Genomic DNA, 16,071 nt, shown 5'->3' on the forward strand with positions numbered 1-16,071 from the left:
GGCGTATCGACGAAAAGGAGAGGGCATGCGCAAGGTCCTCATCGCCAACCGCGGTGAGATCGCCGTCCGTGTCGCCCGTGCGTGCCGTGACGCGGCGTTGGAGAGCGTCGCCGTCTACGCCGAGCCGGATCGGGACTCGCCACATGTCCGCGCCGCGGACACCGCTTACGCGTTGGGGGGTGACACTCCGGCGGAGAGTTACCTGAACATCCGGAAGGTGATCGACGCCGCGGTGACGGCCGGTGCGGACGCCGTCCACCCGGGATACGGTTTTCTTTCCGAGAACGCCGACTTCGCGCAGGCGGTTCTGGACGCGGGCCTGATCTGGATCGGCCCGCCTCCCTCGGCCATCCGCGCCCTCGGTGACAAGGTGTCCGCCCGGCGGATCGCCCGGCTCGCCGGTGCGCCCATGGCGGCCGGGACCGACGAACCGGCCGGAGGCCCGGACGAGGTCGTCGCCTTCGCCGCGGCACACGGGCTTCCGATCGCGATCAAGGCTGCGTACGGAGGTGGAGGGCGGGGACTGAAGGTCGCGTGGACGATCGAGGAGATCCCGGAGCTGTACGAGTCCGCGGTCCGTGAGGCAGTGGGTGCCTTCGGGCGTGGCGAATGCTTCGTGGAGCGGTACCTGGACCGGCCCCGTCACGTGGAGACCCAATGCCTCGCCGACACTCACGGCAACGTCGTCGTCGTGTCCACCAGGGACTGTTCGCTCCAGCGGCGGCACCAGAAACTGGTCGAGGAGGCCCCCGCGCCGTATCTCACCGCCGAACAGACAGAACTCCTGTACACCGCGTCGAAACGCATCCTGCGTGAGGCCGGCTACGTCGGGGCGGGTACCTGTGAATTCCTCATCGGCGCGGACGGAACAGTATCCTTCCTGGAGGTCAACACGCGACTTCAGGTCGAACACCCCGTCAGCGAAGAGGTGACAGGTATCGATCTGGTGCTCGAAATGTTCCGGATCGCCGAGGGGAAGCGGCTTTCCTTCGATGACCCGCCCGCGCGAGGGCACAGTTTCGAGTTTCGGATCACCTGTGAAGACGCGGGCCGCGGATTCCTGCCCGCGCCTGGAACGGTCGAGCGCTGGGCGCCCGCCGACGGGCCTGGAATCCGTGTCGACGCGGGAGTGGAGGCGGGCACGGTGGTCGGGCCTGCCTGGGATTCCCTGCTGGCCAAACTGATCGTCACCGGAGCCGATCGGGAACAGGCCCTCCGCCGCGCCGCACGCGCGCTCGACGAATTCGTAGTGGAAGGCCTTCCGACCACATTGCCGTTCCACCGCAGTGTTGTCCGAGACATCGCCTTCGCCCCTGAGGTCCGCGACACCGAAGGCCCGTTCACGGTGCACACCAGGTGGATCGAGACAGAGTTCGACAACCGGATCCCGCCCGACCCGGCCCGGCAGGAGGAACCCGCACCGGCCGAGTTGCGGGAAACGGTCGTGGTCGAGGTCGCGGGGCAACGGATCGAAGTGTCGCTGCCCGCGGTCGCGATCGCCGTCGGCGGGCCTGCCGGCACACGACGATCGCCGCGCCGCGCCGTGCCGGCGAGCCGGGCGGTAGCCGCCGGAGGCGGCATGGCGGTGGCTTCTCCCATGCAAGGAACCGTGGTGAAGGTCGCCGTGGCGGAAGGGGAAATGGTCGCGGAGGGAGATCTCGTCCTCGTCCTCGAGGCGATGAAGATGGAACAACCACTGCACGCGCACCGTGACGGCACCGTCAGGGGTTTGAACGCCCAGGTCGGCCAGACCGTGCAGGCGGGCACCACGCTGTGCGAGATCGTCGACGGTCCGGCCGGAACGGGGGATGGCTGATGCTGCACGTTGTCGGCAAGGTCTCGGAGTTCCGCGAGCGGGACGGCAAGATCGTCGAGGTCGACGGCAAGTCGATCGGAGTGTTCAGAGTAGACGGACGATTCTTCGCCATCCGGAACTATTGCCCGCACCAGGGGGCTCCGTTGTGCGAAGGGCACGTCCTCGCGGGACTGCGGGCCGATGAGAAGCCGGCGAGCGTCGACGAGTCGACGCTGTACATCGCCTGCCCGTGGCACGGTTGGGAATACGACATCCGGACCGGACAGTCGTACTTCGGCGCGGGGCACGCGCCGGCCCGTACCTACCGCGTGCACACCGAAACCGGTCGCCGCCCGGGCCCCTACACGGCTGACTCCTACGTCGTGACCGTCGAGGACGGCGACGTCGTCGTCGATACCTCACGGCGGGCCGATGCGAACGACCGCGAGCAGGAGGGAACCTCGTGAAAAAGGCATCGCCTGACGGAATCGTGGACGCCGACGTGCATCCGTTCATCCTGCCGCACGAGGTGGCGGCGAGGCTGCCGGAGACCTGGCGGATCAGGCTCGAACGATACGGGATGCGACCACCCGTTCCCGGAGCGATCTACCCGCGGATGCGCAACAGCGGCTACCGCGCCGACTCCTGGCCGGAAGGCTCCTTTCCGGGAAACGACGTCGACCTGATGATCGAGCAGCTCCTGGATCGGTACGGGATCACCTCGGCCGTGCTCATTCCGCTGCACGCCCACGCCTTCGGCGCCGAGTATCCCGAGCTCGCCGCGGCATTGAGCGAGATCCTCAACGACTGGCAGGAGGAGAAGTTCCTCGCCAGGGATTCCCGGTTCGTCGGCTCAGTCTGCGTGCCGTTCGAAACACCGTCGTTGGCCGTGGGTGAGATCGAGGCGAGGTCGGGCGATCCTGCCTTCCAGCAGGTTCTGGCGCCCGCGAGCACGGAACTGCAGCTCGGATCATCGCGCTACTGGCCGATCTACGAAGCGGCCTGCGCGGCGGGCCTGCCGGTGAGTGTCCACAGTGGCGGCGTGGCGACCTATCCGCTGACGGGTCCGCCGAATTACTACCTCGAAGAACACGTCGAGTTCAGCGGGGCGATGCAGGCGGTCGTCATCAGCCTGATCCTCGGCGGGGTGTTCGATCGCTTCCCGGATCTGAAGGTCGTCCTCGTCGAGGGCGGCGTCAGCTGGGCGGGGCCACTGATGTGGTCCATGGACGAGCTACACCGGACCTGGCACCGCGATCTTCCGATCCTGTCCAGGGCGCCCTCCGAATACTTCCGCGAGCACTTCTGGCTCACCACCCAACCGATCGAAGAGCCGACGCGCACGGCGGACCTGGTGACGGCAGTCCGGCACACCGGGATGGCCGATCGGATTCTGTTCGCCTCCGACTATCCGCACTGGGACTTCGACTCACCCGAACACTCTCTCCGAGGCCTCCCCAAGGCTCTGCGGGAGAAGATCTTCCATCGGAACGCCGCAGGGCTGTACCGCTCTCGAGAGAACGCGGTGCCGGCGTGAACCCCATCGACACCGACGTCCACGTCGCACCTCGTGACATCTCGGAGATCCGGGAGCGCCTTTCGGACTACTGGCGCCAGTACGTCGATGAGGGCTCGGTCCGGCTCCGGCCGGAACATCGAGCCGAGCGGCCCGCACCCGACGACGGAGAACCGCCGCCAAGAGTGCCGGCCACTCTTGGCGAGCTTTCCACGCACTGGGCCGGGGGCGCGGTCGCGGCCGCCCTGCTGTCCTGCACAGTGTTGTTCGACCTTTCACGCAACCCGGATTTCGAGACCGCGTGCGCTCGCGCGGTCAACGACTGGCAGCGCGACCGGTTCCTCGACCGGGACGACCGGCTCCTCGGCGGGATCGTCCTTCCGCTTCTGGACGTCGACGCCGCGGTCGCGGAACTGACCCGGGTCGCGGAGGACGACCGTTTCGTACAGGTGATCCTTCCGGTCCGGATCGAGAACCGGTGGGGAGACCGGCGCTATCACCGCCTGTTCGATGTCGCGGCTGAAGCCGGCCTGGTCGTGTGCTTCCACGCCGGCGGTCGGACCGGCTTGAGTGCCGCAGGGACCGGATACACAGCCGGGTACGTCGAACAATTACTGGGCGACCAGCATCTGGCTACTCAGAACCAGCTGGTGAGCCTGCTCGCCGGTGGTGTGTTCGCCCGGACACCGACGCTACGGGTGACCATGGCCGAGTGCGGATTCTCCTGGCTGCATCCCTTGCTGTGGCGGCTGGACAAGGACTGGAAGAGTTTATGGCGCGAGGTCCCGTGGCTCGATCGGCCGCCGTCGGACGTGGTGACGGAGCGGATCCGGTTCACCCTCGAACCGGGTCATCTTCCACCCGGAGACGAGGAGATCCGCGAGGTCGCCGATCTTGCCGCCGTCTCGAACCACGTGATGTACAGCAGCGACTTCCCCCACGTCCCGGGCAGTCGCTCCCGGCGCATGCTGGACCTGCTCGCGGACGGAGACCGGGGGCGCGTCCTCCGGGAGAACGCGCTCGAACACTATCCGCGCCTCGCCCGGCGCTGACCGCGGAAAGGAAGCCGACCAGTGGACCTTGGCCTGCGAGATCGGACGGTCTTGATCACCGGAGGAAGTGGCGGGATCGGACGCGAGCTGGTGCGTGCTTTCGCCGCCGAAGGCGCGCAGGTGGCCTTCACCTACCACGCGGACGACCGTTCGGCTCGAACGGTCGAAGAGGAGACCGACGGTGCGGTGCAGTCCTTCCGCTACGCGATGAACGAGCCGGGAGCGGGCGTCCGCCTCGTCGGAGACGTGCTGAACTGGGGTGGCCCGGTTCAAGTGCTGATCAACAACGCGCTGTCACCGATGTCGCCACCGGACGCCGACATCGGCAAGCTAGAACGATTCCCTTGGCGGGAAACCTTGCGGGACAACATCGAAAGCGCTGTCGAGCTCAGTGGTGCTGTCCTGGAACACATGGGCGAGGCGAAGTGGGGGCGATTCGTCCACGTCTCCAGCAGCCTGGTCGCCCAAGGAAAACGCGGATTCGAGTTTTACACGACCGCGAAGGCGGCGCTGCACGGTTTCAGCAGGTCCCTCGCGTTCAGCGCCGGAGCGATGGGCGAAATCCTGTCCAATGTCGTCGTGCTCGGTCTCACCCGCACGGCGCGCAACGTGCGCGAACCCTGGTACCCGGAGTACCGCGAGGAATTCGCCGCGCTGTCACCGCTCGGTGATCTCGTCGACGCCGCCGATGTCGCCCGGATGGTGGTAATGCTCGCCTCAGCCCAGAACCGGGTCGTGACCGGCCAGGAGGTCGACCTGAGCGGCGGAGTCACCTGGTAACCCGAACAAACCCCGAAGCAAGGAGTCCCGATGGAACTGGGTATCAGCGGCAAGGTCGCCTTCGTGACCGGCGGTTCGGGTGTCGGCATCGGTGCCTCCACCTGCCGTGAACTCGCGCGCAACGGCGCGAAGGTGGCTTTGACCTACCGGACCAACGAAGAGAAGGGCGCCGCTCTGGCCGAGCAGATCCGGGCCGAGGGAGGCGAGGCGATCGCCGTCGAGTACGACCTGGGGCAACCCGAAACGATCGACCGCGGTATCGCGGCGGTCCTGGCTCAGTGGGGAGCCATCGACATCTTCGTGGCCAACGCGATGTCCGCGCCCGCGCCGATGTCGAAGACCGCTTTCGAAGCCGTCCCGCGCGAGGAGATCCAGCGTCGGCTCACCACCGACCTGGAAGCCGTCCTGCTCACCGTGCAACGAGTGATTCCGTCCATGGTGGAGCGATCCTGGGGAAGGATCGTGTTCGTGTCCTCCCTGGGCGCGGAGCGTGGCTGGGCGGGTGACTTCCCGTTCGAGGTCGCCGCCGCTTCCGCGAAGGCCGCCCTGACCGGTGCGGCCCGCAGCCTCGGCGTCGAATTCGGCAGGCGTGGCGTCCTCACGAACGTCGTCACCCCGGGAGGAGTGATGAACGAGGAACTCACCGCTTGGCTGACCCCCGAACGTCTCGAACGGCTCCAGGCCCGGATCTGCAGCGGCCGGTTCAGCACGCCGGACGAACTCGCGAAGACGATCACGTTCCTCGTGTCCGCGGCGAACGGGAACATCTGCGGGGAAAACGTCCACGTCGACGGAGGTTCCTGAGGAGCAGGGGCGCTTCCTCGCGGAAGCGCCCCTGTCCCTCAGCCGAGTGCCTGGGTTATGAGCGCTTTCTGCTCGATGTCGTGGACCGCGTTGGAACCGGCCGAGGGGGCCGCCATAGGCCGGCGGGCCACCACGTCCATCCTCTTGAGCAGATCGGGGAAACGCCGCGGGAGATGAAGGCCGAAGAACGGCCAAGCACCCTGATTCTCGGGCTCCTCCTGCACCCAAACGACTTCGGCGGACCGTGAGTACCGTTCCAAGGCAGCCCGAAGCTTCCTGACGGGCAAGGGGTAGTACTGCTCGATACGGACCAGTGCGACGTCGTTCTGCTCGCGTTTGGCGCGCTCGGCCACCAGCTCCCAGTACAGCTTCCCGGAACTGAGCACTACCTTGCGGACGTTCGCGGGGTCGATGTCGGGGTCGTCGATGACCGACATGAACTTCGAGGTGCCGGTGAACTCGTCCAGTGCGGACTTGACCTTCTTATCCCTCAGCAGTCGCTTCGGCGTGAAGACGATCAGGGGGCGCTGGATTCCGTCGAGGGCGTGGCGGCGGAGGAGGTGGAAGTAGTTCGCCGGGGTCGACGGGACCGCGACGGTCATCGAGCCCTCCGCGCACAGCGAGAGGAAACGCTCGATGCGGCCGGAGGTGTGGTCCGGGCCCTGGCCTTCGTGGCCGTGCGGCAGCAGCAGCACGACGTCGGAGAGCTGGCCCCACTTGGCCTCGCCGGAGGAGATGTACTCGTCGATGACGGTCTGCGCGCCGTTGACGAAGTCACCGAACTGCGCTTCCCACATGACCAGCGCTTCGGAGTTGGCCACGGAGTAGCCGTATTCGAAGCCGACCGCCGCGTACTCCGACAGCGCCGAGTCGTAGATCATCACGCGGCCCTGGCCCTCGGCCAGGTTCTGCAGCGGCGAGTACTCCTGGCCGGTCTTGCGGTCGATCAGCACCGAGTGGCGCTGGGTGAACGTGCCGCGGCGGGAGTCCTGGCCGGACAGCCGCACCAGGCGGCCTTCCATGGCCAGCGAACCGAAGGCGAGCAGCTCACCGAACGCCCAGTCGATGCCGCCTTCGCGGGACATCTTGTGGCGGCGCTCCATGACTGGCTTGACCCGCGGGTGCGGGGTGAAGCCCTCGGGCACGTTGAGGAAGGCGTCGCCGATGTGCTCGATGACCTCGGTGGTGGTCGCCGTGGGCACCTTCGCCGGGACCTGCTGCTCCTCCTCGACCGAGGGGCTGGCCTTCGCCGGGTGCTTCTCCAGCTCGCGGACCTCGTTGAACACGTGCTCCAGCTGGCTGGAGAAGTCGCGCAACGCGGCTTCGGCCTCTTCGACGGAGATGTCGCCGCGGCCGATCAGCGATTCGGTGTAGGTCTTCCGGACCGAACGCTTCGTGTCGATGATGTCGTACATCGCCGGCTGCGTCATCGACGGGTCATCCGATTCCTGATGCCCCCTTCTCCGATAACAGATCAAATCGATGACCGCGTCCTTGTGGAACGTCTGCCGGTAGTCCATCGCCAGTTGCGCGACCCAATGTGCCGCTTCCGGATCATCGCCGTTGACATGGAAGATGGGGGAGCCCGTCATTTTGGCGACGTCCGTCGCGTAGTACGTGGACCGTCCATGTTCCGGTTCCGTCGTATACCCGACCTGGTTGTTGACGATGACGTGCACGGTGCCGCCGGTGCGGTAGCCGCGCAGCAGCGCCAGGTTCAGGGTCTCGGCCACGACACCCTGGCCCGCGAAGGCCGCGTCGCCGTGCATCAGGACGGGGAGGACGGTGAAGCCTTCTCCACCCTTGTCGAGGATGTCCTGCTTGGCGCGGACGATGCCCTCGAGGACCGGGTCGACGGTCTCCAGGTGCGACGGGTTCGCGGTCAGCGACACCTTGGTCTCGCCGTCGCCGAACATGCGGAAGTACTTGCCCTCGGCGCCGAGGTGGTACTTCACGTCACCGGAACCGTGCGCCTGGCCCGGGTCGAGGTTGCCCTCGAACTCCTGGAAGATCTGCGCGATCGGCTTGCCGACGATGTTCGCGAGCACGTTCAGGCGGCCGCGGTGCGGCATGCCGATGACGACCTCGTCGAGCTCGTGCTCGGCGGCCTTGTCCAGCAGGGTGTCGAGCAGCGGGATCGCCGTCTCGCCGCCTTCGAGGGAGAACCGCTTCTGGCCGACGTACTTGGTCTGCAGGAAGGTCTCGAACGCCTCGGCGGCGTTGAGCTTCGAGAGCACGTACTTCTGGACGGCGGGGTCCGGCTTCTCGTGCGGGATCTCGACGCGGTCCTGGATCCAGCGGCGCTCCTCGGGGTCGAGGATGTGCGTGTACTCGATGCCGACGGTGCGGCAGTACGAGTTGCGCAGGACGCCGAGGATGTCGCGCAGCTTCATCCGCTCTTGGCCGGCGAAGCCGCCGACCGGGAACTCGCGGTCCAGGTCCCACAGGGTCAGGCCGTGGGAGAGGACGTCGAGGTCGGCGTGGCTGCGCTGCCGGTAGTTCAGCGGGTCGGTGTCGGCCATCAGGTGACCACGCATGCGGAAGGCGTCGATCAGCTCGATGACGCGCGCGGTCTTGTCGACCGGGCCGTCCGGGATGTCGGCGACCCAGCGGATCGGCTCGTAGGGCAGGCGCAGGCTGGTGAAGACGTCGTCGTAGAAGCCGTCCTCGCCGAGCAGCAGCTCGTGGATGCGCTTGAGGAACTCGCCCGACTCCGCGCCCTGGATGATGCGGTGGTCGTAGGTCGAGGTCAGCGTCATGATCTTGGAGACGCCGAGGTCGACCAGGGCCTTCTCGCTGGTGCCCTCGAAGTGCGCCGGGTACTGCATGGCGCCGACGCCGATGATCGCGCCCTGGCCCGCCTGCAGGCGCGGCACCGAGTGGTTGGTGCCGATGCCGCCGGGGTTGGTCAGCGAGATCGTGGTGCCGGCGAAGTCGTCGGCGGTCAGCTTGCCGTTGCGGGCCTTCTTGACGATCTCCTCGTAGGCCTGCCAGAACTGCATGAAGGTCATGTTCTCGGTGGCCTTGATGGAGGCCACGACGAGCGTGCGGGCGCCTTCCTTGCCCTTCATGTCGATCGCGAGACCGAAGTTCACGTGCTCCGGCGTGACCGCGAACGGCTTCCCGTCGATCAGCTGGTAGTGCCGGTTCATGTTCGGGAAGTTCTTCAGCGCGCGGACCATCGCGTACCCGATGAGGTGCGTGAAGGAGATCTTGCCGCCGCGCGTGCGCTTGAGGTGGTTGTTGATGACGATGCGGTTGTCGGCCATCAGCTTCGCCGGGACGGCGCGCACGCTCGTGGCCGTCGGCACGGACAGCGAGGCGTCCATGTTCTTCGCGATCGCCGCCGCCGCGCCGCGGAGCTGCTTTCCGTCGACATCGGACAGCGGCCGTGGCGGGAGCGGTTGCGACACGGGCGGCTCTTCGACGACCTCGTGCTTCGCCGGGGTGAAGTCCGCGAAGAACTCGTGCCAGGCGCTATCCACGGAGGAGGGATCGGCCAGGAATCGTTCGTACATCTCTTCGACGAGCCACTCGTTGGCGCCGAACCGGTCACGGAAGGCTTCAGTGAGCATGCATACCAGATACTTTCGTTCAGTCGGTGGTCACCGCGGACTCCACGTTGCGCCCACGTCGGCAAGTACTAAGTATAAGCTTAGTACTTGCCGGAGTCATCTCGCCTCGGAGGGCAAGAAGCTCACGCGTAGTAACCGGCGCGGCGAATCAGACGATCGCCCGGCGCTTGAACGACCACAGGCTCGCGGGCAGGAAGATCAGCAGGGCGATCGCGAGGCCGCCGGCGCAGATCCAGCCGGGAAGGTGCGGGATCTCCGGGGTGAGGGCGCCGCGGAGCCCTTCGCTGACGTAGGTCATCGGATTCAGCGCGCATAGCACGCGGAACCAGGGGACCGCGGTGAGTTCCGGGAACGGGAACTGGGCGGACCCGGTGAACAGCAGCGGGGGCATCACCAGCGAGAAGGTGATCCCGATACGCGCGGGAGACACGAGCGAGCCGATCGTGACGCCGACGGCGCCGCCGGTCAGCGCGCCGACCACGGTGAACAGCAAGGCGACAGGTAGCCCCGAAGCCGTCCAGTCGAGTCCGCCGAGCAGCAAAGCGCCGATCGGTGCCATCAGAACGGCCGTGATGATCCCGCGCGCGCTCGCCGCGACGACGCGTTCGGCGACGATCCAGGGGATGGTCACCGGCGCGCGAAGCCGGTTTTCGATCGTCCGGGTGGTGAATTCCATGGCGAGCGGGAACGACGCGTTCTGGGTCGCGGCGAAGAACGCGTTCAAGGCGATCAGGCCGGGTAAGAGCAGCCGGGTGTAACTGGGCGGTGTGTAGCCGAGGGCGCCGAGGACCTTGCCGAACACCAAGAGCATGAGCAAGGGCTGCATCAGGACCTGGGCCATCACTCCCAGGAGTTGCTTCCGGGTGATGAGCAGATCGCGTTCGAGCAGACCGCGGAACACTCGCCACGGGGGTGGCCGGTGGATCCCGGCGCCGATCGTCCTGGAAGGCATATAATAAGCTTATGCGTGGTCTTTTCGTCCGGCAGGTCGACGGTTGAACAGACCACAGGGCGCGGTGGTCCGAAGTGTTAGCGTGTTTTGGTGAGTGAGGCGGTTGAGGTGGCGGAGTCGGTGCGCTGGGCGGTGTCCCGGCTCGCGTCCAGGTTGCGGGCTCAGCAGTCCGGCGACAGCCGGACCCTGACGCGGGTCGGCGCGTCCGTTCTGGCGAATCTTCGGCACAGCGGCTCGCTGACGGTCTCGGCGTTGGCGGGGATCGAAGGCCTGCAGCCACAGTCGCTGACCCGTGTACTGAACTCCCTGGAAGAGGACGGTTGCGTCTCGCGTCGTCCGGACGAGCAGGACCGTCGTGCGCAGAGGATCTCGATCACCGAACGGGGACGGGCCGCGCTCCACGACCACGTTGAAGAGGGGAATCGCTGGCTCGCCGACGCCCTGGAAGCGGAGCTGACGCATGCGGAACGTGAGATCTTGCGGGTCGCCGCGGGACTCATGCTGCAGGTCGCCGAGCACGGCGGGCAAGACAAGGCGGTAGTGGGCGCCCCGCCACCCTTGTAAAGGGTTCAGTCGAGGAACCGTCCGGCGAGTCTGCTGAACGGCGTCTTTCCGCGCTTGAGGTCCGCGACGGTGAGATCTTTGAGGTACGGCTCCCAGGCGTTCATCTCCCACAAGTGATGGCAGTAGGCCTCGGGGAATTCCTCGTCACCTTCGTCGAAGAACATGCTCAGCCCTGGGGCGTTCCACGAAGGCCAGAAGAAGCTGCGGTGTCCCTCCACGTGCACCAGATCCGGATGACGGTTAGCCAGCATCTCCGGATATCGGACCGAGTACTCGTCCCAATGCTCGTCGTAGCCGGTCGAACGGAAACCCGCCCAGAGCGATTTCGCCGGATCGAGGCCATCACGCCACGTTCGCATGAACTCGGCGCCGGGCTCGGCCAGGATGACGGAGGCGCACAGGCCGTCGCGTCGAAGCGGGCCGCCGGGTGCCGCCGGGTCGATGGATTCCTGAGCGCCGAGGACCACCTGGTGATCCAGCAACGGAGTGAACGGGCGGACGCACAGGACGTCCAGATCCAGGTAGATCCCTCCCTGCGCGCACAGGATGTCGAGTCTCGCCACGTCCGCACGGTGCGCGACGTGCTCGATGGGGACACCGGCCACGGCCGTGGGCGGCTCCAGGTCCACCAGTTCCAGATAGGGGAGACTCCGATCCCACCACTCGCCGGACGGCCGGTGTTTGCAGTGCAGGTAGATCTTGTCCGGCCGGTTGACCTCGTAGGCTGATCTGACGGCGAGATGGTGTACCAAGGAGAACGGCTTTCCGCCGAAGTCGGGGGACAGGCCGAAAACGAAGTGGATGACGTTCGGTATCACGATCCGAACAGTGACAAGCACTCCTTGAGTGCCGCTGGACCGCGGCCCGGCCGCATGCGCTCTGGTGATTCTCAAGCGCCACTGCCTCGTGATGAGCTGTTGTGGAGCCATGCGGGTAGCTCTGACCACTCTGGGTTCACGCGGCGACGTCCAGCCGTTCGTGACACTGGGATACGAACTGCGTTCCCGCGGCCACGAGGTCCGGGTCGCGGCTCCCGCCGACTACGCCGACATCGTGGCCGAGGCATCCTTGGACCATGTTCCCCTGGGCGGCGCTCCCAGTGAGTTCCTGCCAGGAAAACCGTGGGATTCGCTCGGAGCTCCCGACCTGACGGAGAAGGTCCGGCACACCACATCGGCCGTTCGGTTGAGCCGAGCCCTCCATGTCCTGCCCCAGCGTCCTCGAGAAGACCCCCTCGGCCTGGTGCCGGCGATCCGGACCGCGACAGCGGATGCCGACGTCGTGGTCAACGCCATCCTGACCCGGCCTGTCCACCTCATGACAGGGGACGACACCCCTTGGGCGGGTCTGTCCGGTTGGCCCCATGCCACGACGGGAGCTTTCCCCGCTTTCGGCGCGCCGCGGTTACGCCTGGGCAGTACGTACAACCGGCTCACCTACGCGGTGCGGTCCCACTTGGAATGGCGTTGGGCACGCCGCGCGGTGAACAACCACCGACAGGCAGCCGGGCTCGCGCCGTTGGGGCGCGTCTCGCCCTTGCGCGGTCTGGGCGTCGAGAACCCGCTGTTCCACCCGTTCAGTCCGAGCATCATGCCTCCGGTTCGCGACTGGCCAGAGAATAGCCACATGACCGGGTTCTGGTTCTGGGATCGCCCCTGGCATCCACCGCGTGACCTGGCGCGATTCGTGGAGACCGGCACACCGCCCGTGGTGCTCACCTTGGGCAGCATGTGGCCGATCCACCGGAACTTCGATCTCCTGCGCATGGTGATCGATTCCGTGACCGCATCTGGCCTACGGCTAGTCTTCGTCGGCGAACACGAGGATGGGCTGCCGCCTCACGTGTTCCAGATCGACGAGGTGGACTACAGCTGGCTGTTTCCCCGGTCGGCGCTGGTGATTCACCACGGCGGCCCGGGAACCATGGGCGACGCTCTTCGCGCGGGCGTGCCGCAGGTCGCCGTCCCGGCACTAGTGGACCAGCCCTTCTGGGCACGGCGAATGTACGAAGTCGGTGTGGCCGCCGCTCCTGTCCCTTTGCCGGGGATCACCGCCGAGAACTTGCACGCCTCGATCACCGTGGCCCTTTCCGACGTCCGACTCAAGCGAAGGGCGATGCAGCTCAGTGGCTACGTCCAAGCCGATCGCGGTGTCGCGGCTGCGGCTGACCTGCTCGAGGACTGGGTCGACAGTCGCAAGTCGGCGCCGGCCCCGGTCGCCAGGGCTGGCTCGTGAAGGCGGCCGAAGGCAATCTACGAAGGCCGGCCCTTCTCGCTGTGTTGTGCGCGGCCCAGTTCGCCGTGATGGTGGATGTCGTCGTGGTCAACGTGGCGCTGCCGTCGATCCAGGGCGAGCTGGGCGTGCCGCAGGGAACGCTGCAGCTGACCGCGGTCTCCTACACGGTCGTCTTCGGCAGCCTGCTCATCGTCGCGGGCCGAGCGGGAGACCGGTTCGGACGTCGCGGACTGCTTCTGTGCGGTCTGCTCGTCTTCACGGTGGCGTCCGGTCTGTGCGGCCTGGTTGACGAGGCATGGCAGCTCTTCGCCGCTCGTGCCGGTCAGGGAATCGGCGCGGCGATGGTTTCCCCGAACGCGATGGCGCTGCTCACCTCGTCGAGCCGAGAAGGCGAGCAGCGCGACCGAGCGCTCGGCTTCTGGATCGCCGCCAGCGCGGGCGGCGCGATCGCGGGCCAGCTCCTGGGCGGTGTGCTCACCGAACTGGCCGGCTGGCGCGCGATCTTCCTCTTGCACGTGCCTCTCGGGGTGCTTGTGTTCGTCGTGGCGCTCCGGTTCCTCCCCAGCGGAACGATGAATCGCTCGTCGACGCTGGATTTGCGCGGCGCCATGCTGCTCACCATGTCACTCGCCGCCTTGAGTCTGCTGCTGGCCGGCGTGACCAAGGACAGCACCATCGCGACCGTCATGGGAATCGTGGTCCTGCTCATCCTCGTCTCAGTGCTGCTTGTGGTCGAGCGAAGGCATCCAGCGCCGGTACTACCTGGGGGGCTCATCGGGCGTCGCCCGGTCCTTGTCGCCAATGTCATCCAAGGTCTCACCGCCGGTGCCACTACCGCCGCCATCTACTTCACCACGTTGACCATGCAGGGAGCCATGGGATACGGCCCGCTGCAAACCGGTTTGGGCTTCGCACCTGTGACGGCGATCGTGCTTCTGGTCTCTCCCCGTGCGGGCGCGCTGGTTTGGCGTCTTGGTGCGCGGAACATGCTTGTCCTGGGTACGGGAATCGCCGCGGTGGGCATGGTTCTTCTCGGGAGCACTGCCACAGCCTTCGGGAACTACTGGGCGGGGATCCTGCCCGGATTGGCCCTCGTCGCAGCCGGCAACGGATTGTCGTACACCCCGGCGTACTCGGTCGCCACCGCAGTGCCAGAAGGCGACCAAGGAGCAGCCGCGGGCTTGATCAGCACGACTCAAGAGCTGGGAGCGGCACTAGGACTTGCAGCCGTCGCGCCCGTGGTCGCGATCTTCGTCGGCGCCGAGACGACTGACTTCTCGGTCGGCTACCTGGTGTCAGCGCTGATGGTCATCGTGGCAGGACTCCTGGCCTTGGTGATTCCGGCCAAGTCCAAGCCGCTCGCGCGAGCCGGCTGACCAGGACAGTCTCTGTGCACCTTGCGTCGCGTGCCGCGTCGACGAGTGCGCTCCTCCGCGCGCCACGCCGAGCAGCCCGGAATCGCACCCCACTCGATCACCGGTGGCCATCGCCGAACCGGCGGCGAAACCGTCGATGTCACTCACGATCATCGAACTGCTGTAAGCCAGAGGGCGATGAACGGATCGCCCCTATCAGCCTTCGCGATAGTCAGGCTGAGCGTATCGAATCGATGTCGGGAGGTTCCGTGGCCGTGGGCGAGTCCGGTCGTCTCCAAGGCGGTGTCGTGGTGGGTGGTGACGGGCCAACCCAGTCGCCGGTCGCTTTGTCTCGCGGTGCGGTCCCGAGTAAGGCGCGGAACCCGGTTTCAGTGCCGCAATCACGGGCAAGTTCGGCGATGTAGGCTTCGGTGTAGCCGTAATCGCGGTGCGGTTCGTCATACAGGCAGTACTTTTCGTCTGTCCTCTCGGGTTGCGGATCTCCCACCAACGGCCGCACGCCGAGCTTCTTCCAAGCAGTCGTGAAGTGGTTCGTATTAAATATGAACGGTATCCGGTCGTGGACCGCTCGTGCAGCCTGTGCCGGCCGGAGAAGCCCGTGCCCGACGACGGGTCGCCTGCGCTCGCGGACGACGACGTAGCCCTTTCTGCCAATCGCCTCGACGGTAGCCCGTTGTTCTTCGGTGAGGTCGTCGTAACGGGTGAACTGGACCGCGAGAGCGTCTGGGTCTTTGGGTGCGAGTTCCTGGAGCACTCGTAGTCGGAAGTCGTACCGCGGGTCCTGGGTGACGGAAACGCCGAGACCGGCGTCGTAGTCGGCGATGAAGGTCCGCAGGGGTGCGGGTAGGTGAGTGCGGAGCCGTCGCAGGGCGCGTTCGCCTTCGTCGGTGAAGCTGCCGACGAAGACCGGGAAGCGTAAGCGGGTCGCCAGGGAAGAGTCGAGGCCGAATTGGTCAGTGAGCTCCTGTTCGTAGTTGAGCAGGAGGGCCTGACTTTGGCCGCCCACAGCGGAGGCGAGCACTTGCTGCTCACGGGCGTACCGGTGTTCGATCTTGTTGCGCAGTGCGATGAAGAACTCGAGGTTTGCCCTGACCGGGCCGGCCTTGTCCGGCCAGCGATGCCGTACGCAGGTGGCCAGATCCCATCGCTTCGGTTCACCATCGACCCGTTCCAGTCGTCTGGCCCGTCCCCGTGTGCGCCAGTATCGAAAGTCGACTTCCTGCCGGGTGAGTTCGGCGTGCAGGAGGTACACCCAGGCAAGGTGCATGTGGACTCCGAAGCCCTCGAAGGAACGGACCTCTGATGGGTCGTTGTACAAGCGCACGGCGAGTTGTGCTTCATCGCGGGAAGCGTCGACCATGTGCCTGAATCGTGGTCGCGGTGCCATGCGATTGAGGTCGAGAATTCAACCTCGAATGTTAC

Annotated in this window: 13 protein-coding genes; 9 read left to right on the plus strand and 4 right to left on the minus strand. The window is 66.4% G+C overall.

Translation table 11 applies throughout. The features are described 5' to 3' along the window. Nucleotides 1-25: 25 nt before the first annotated feature. The 6 genes from ACZ1DY_RS12690 to ACZ1DY_RS12715 are packed head-to-tail and all read left to right on the plus strand — an operon-like array spanning nt 26 to nt 5,947. A complete protein-coding gene (locus ACZ1DY_RS12690; protein WP_465484462.1) occupies nt 26-1,816 on the plus strand; it encodes an acetyl/propionyl/methylcrotonyl-CoA carboxylase subunit alpha in 1,791 nt (596 codons plus the stop codon). Beyond that, nucleotides 1,816-2,262 carry a Rieske (2Fe-2S) protein gene (locus ACZ1DY_RS12695; protein WP_465484463.1) on the plus strand — a complete coding sequence of 149 codons (447 nt, stop codon included), beginning with the start codon at nt 1,816-1,818 and terminating at the stop codon, nt 2,260-2,262. Before ACZ1DY_RS12690 ends, ACZ1DY_RS12695 begins: the two co-directional genes overlap by 1 nt. Beyond that, entirely contained in the window at nt 2,259-3,332 is a 1,074-nt protein-coding gene (locus ACZ1DY_RS12700) for an amidohydrolase family protein (protein WP_465484464.1), read from the plus strand. The genes ACZ1DY_RS12695 and ACZ1DY_RS12700 overlap by 4 nt, the downstream gene beginning before the upstream one ends. Beyond that, nucleotides 3,329-4,363 carry an amidohydrolase family protein gene (locus ACZ1DY_RS12705; protein WP_465484465.1) on the plus strand — a complete coding sequence of 345 codons (1,035 nt, stop codon included), beginning with the start codon at nt 3,329-3,331 and terminating at the stop codon, nt 4,361-4,363. The genes ACZ1DY_RS12700 and ACZ1DY_RS12705 overlap by 4 nt, the downstream gene beginning before the upstream one ends. Before the next feature lie 21 nt (nt 4,364-4,384). Continuing rightward, nucleotides 4,385-5,143, plus strand: a complete 759-nt coding sequence (locus ACZ1DY_RS12710) for an SDR family NAD(P)-dependent oxidoreductase (protein ID WP_465484466.1) — start codon at nt 4,385-4,387, stop codon at nt 5,141-5,143. A gap of 30 nt (nt 5,144-5,173) precedes the next feature. Then, nucleotides 5,174-5,947 carry an SDR family NAD(P)-dependent oxidoreductase gene (locus ACZ1DY_RS12715; protein ID WP_465484467.1) on the plus strand — a complete coding sequence of 258 codons (774 nt, stop codon included), beginning with the start codon at nt 5,174-5,176 and terminating at the stop codon, nt 5,945-5,947. A 38-nt stretch (nt 5,948-5,985) separates the two neighbouring features. On the opposite strand, the gene ACZ1DY_RS12720 is transcribed toward ACZ1DY_RS12715, so the two are convergent. Together ACZ1DY_RS12720 and ACZ1DY_RS12725 are read right to left on the minus strand one after the other, a co-directional pair. Beyond that, nucleotides 5,986-9,522, minus strand: coding sequence for a multifunctional oxoglutarate decarboxylase/oxoglutarate dehydrogenase thiamine pyrophosphate-binding subunit/dihydrolipoyllysine-residue succinyltransferase subunit (locus tag ACZ1DY_RS12720; protein WP_465484468.1), 3,537 nt, complete (start codon nt 9,520-9,522; stop codon nt 5,986-5,988). Nucleotides 9,523-9,670: 148 nt separating this feature from the next. After that, the gene (locus ACZ1DY_RS12725; protein ID WP_465484469.1) at nt 9,671-10,474 is read right to left on the minus strand and encodes an ABC transporter permease; all 804 of its coding nucleotides are present in this window, start codon (nt 10,472-10,474) and stop codon (nt 9,671-9,673) included. 90 nt (nt 10,475-10,564) lie between these two features. On the opposite strand from ACZ1DY_RS12725, the gene ACZ1DY_RS12730 reads away from it, so the two are divergent. After that, nucleotides 10,565-11,038 (plus strand): MarR family winged helix-turn-helix transcriptional regulator, encoded by a 474-nt coding sequence (locus ACZ1DY_RS12730; protein ID WP_465484470.1) that lies wholly within the window; start codon nt 10,565-10,567, stop codon nt 11,036-11,038. Between the two features lie 5 nt (nt 11,039-11,043). On the opposite strand, the gene ACZ1DY_RS12735 is transcribed toward ACZ1DY_RS12730, so the two are convergent. Beyond that, complete coding sequence (locus tag ACZ1DY_RS12735; protein ID WP_465484471.1) at nt 11,044-11,856, minus strand: glycosyltransferase family 32 protein; 813 nt, start codon at nt 11,854-11,856, stop codon at nt 11,044-11,046. A gap of 28 nt (nt 11,857-11,884) precedes the next feature. Between ACZ1DY_RS12735 and ACZ1DY_RS12740 the strand changes: the two genes are divergently transcribed. Then, nucleotides 11,885-13,273, plus strand: a complete 1,389-nt coding sequence (locus ACZ1DY_RS12740) for a glycosyltransferase (RefSeq protein ID WP_465484472.1) — start codon at nt 11,885-11,887, stop codon at nt 13,271-13,273. Next, nucleotides 13,270-14,649: an MFS transporter gene (locus ACZ1DY_RS12745; RefSeq protein ID WP_465484473.1), complete on the plus strand. Its 1,380-nt coding sequence runs from the start codon at nt 13,270-13,272 to the stop codon at nt 14,647-14,649. The genes ACZ1DY_RS12740 and ACZ1DY_RS12745 overlap by 4 nt, the downstream gene beginning before the upstream one ends. Nucleotides 14,650-14,860: 211 nt before the next feature. Here the strand turns inward: ACZ1DY_RS12745 and ACZ1DY_RS12750 are convergent, their stop codons facing one another. Continuing rightward, nucleotides 14,861-16,009 (minus strand): DUF3644 domain-containing protein, encoded by a 1,149-nt coding sequence (locus ACZ1DY_RS12750; protein WP_465484474.1) that lies wholly within the window; start codon nt 16,007-16,009, stop codon nt 14,861-14,863. Between the last annotated feature and the right edge of the window lie 62 nt (nt 16,010-16,071).

It is taken from the genome of Amycolatopsis sp. PSD-21, assembly GCF_055561455.1.

What these genes read in the sequence shown, in the direction of transcription:
- ACZ1DY_RS12695 (WP_465484463.1), top strand. Translation starts at nt 1,816, where the DNA reads ATGCTGCACGTTGTCGGCAAGGTCTCGGAGTTCCGCGAGCGGGACGGC.
- ACZ1DY_RS12690 (WP_465484462.1), top strand. Translation starts at nt 26, where the DNA reads ATGCGCAAGGTCCTCATCGCCAACCGCGGTGAGATCGCCGTCCGTGTC.
- ACZ1DY_RS12715 (WP_465484467.1), top strand. Translation starts at nt 5,174, where the DNA reads ATGGAACTGGGTATCAGCGGCAAGGTCGCCTTCGTGACCGGCGGTTCG.
- ACZ1DY_RS12750 (WP_465484474.1), bottom strand. Translation starts at nt 16,009, where the DNA reads ATGGTCGACGCTTCCCGCGATGAAGCACAACTCGCCGTGCGCTTGTAC.
- ACZ1DY_RS12725 (WP_465484469.1), bottom strand. Translation starts at nt 10,474, where the DNA reads ATGCCTTCCAGGACGATCGGCGCCGGGATCCACCGGCCACCCCCGTGG.
- ACZ1DY_RS12720 (WP_465484468.1), bottom strand. Translation starts at nt 9,522, where the DNA reads ATGCTCACTGAAGCCTTCCGTGACCGGTTCGGCGCCAACGAGTGGCTC.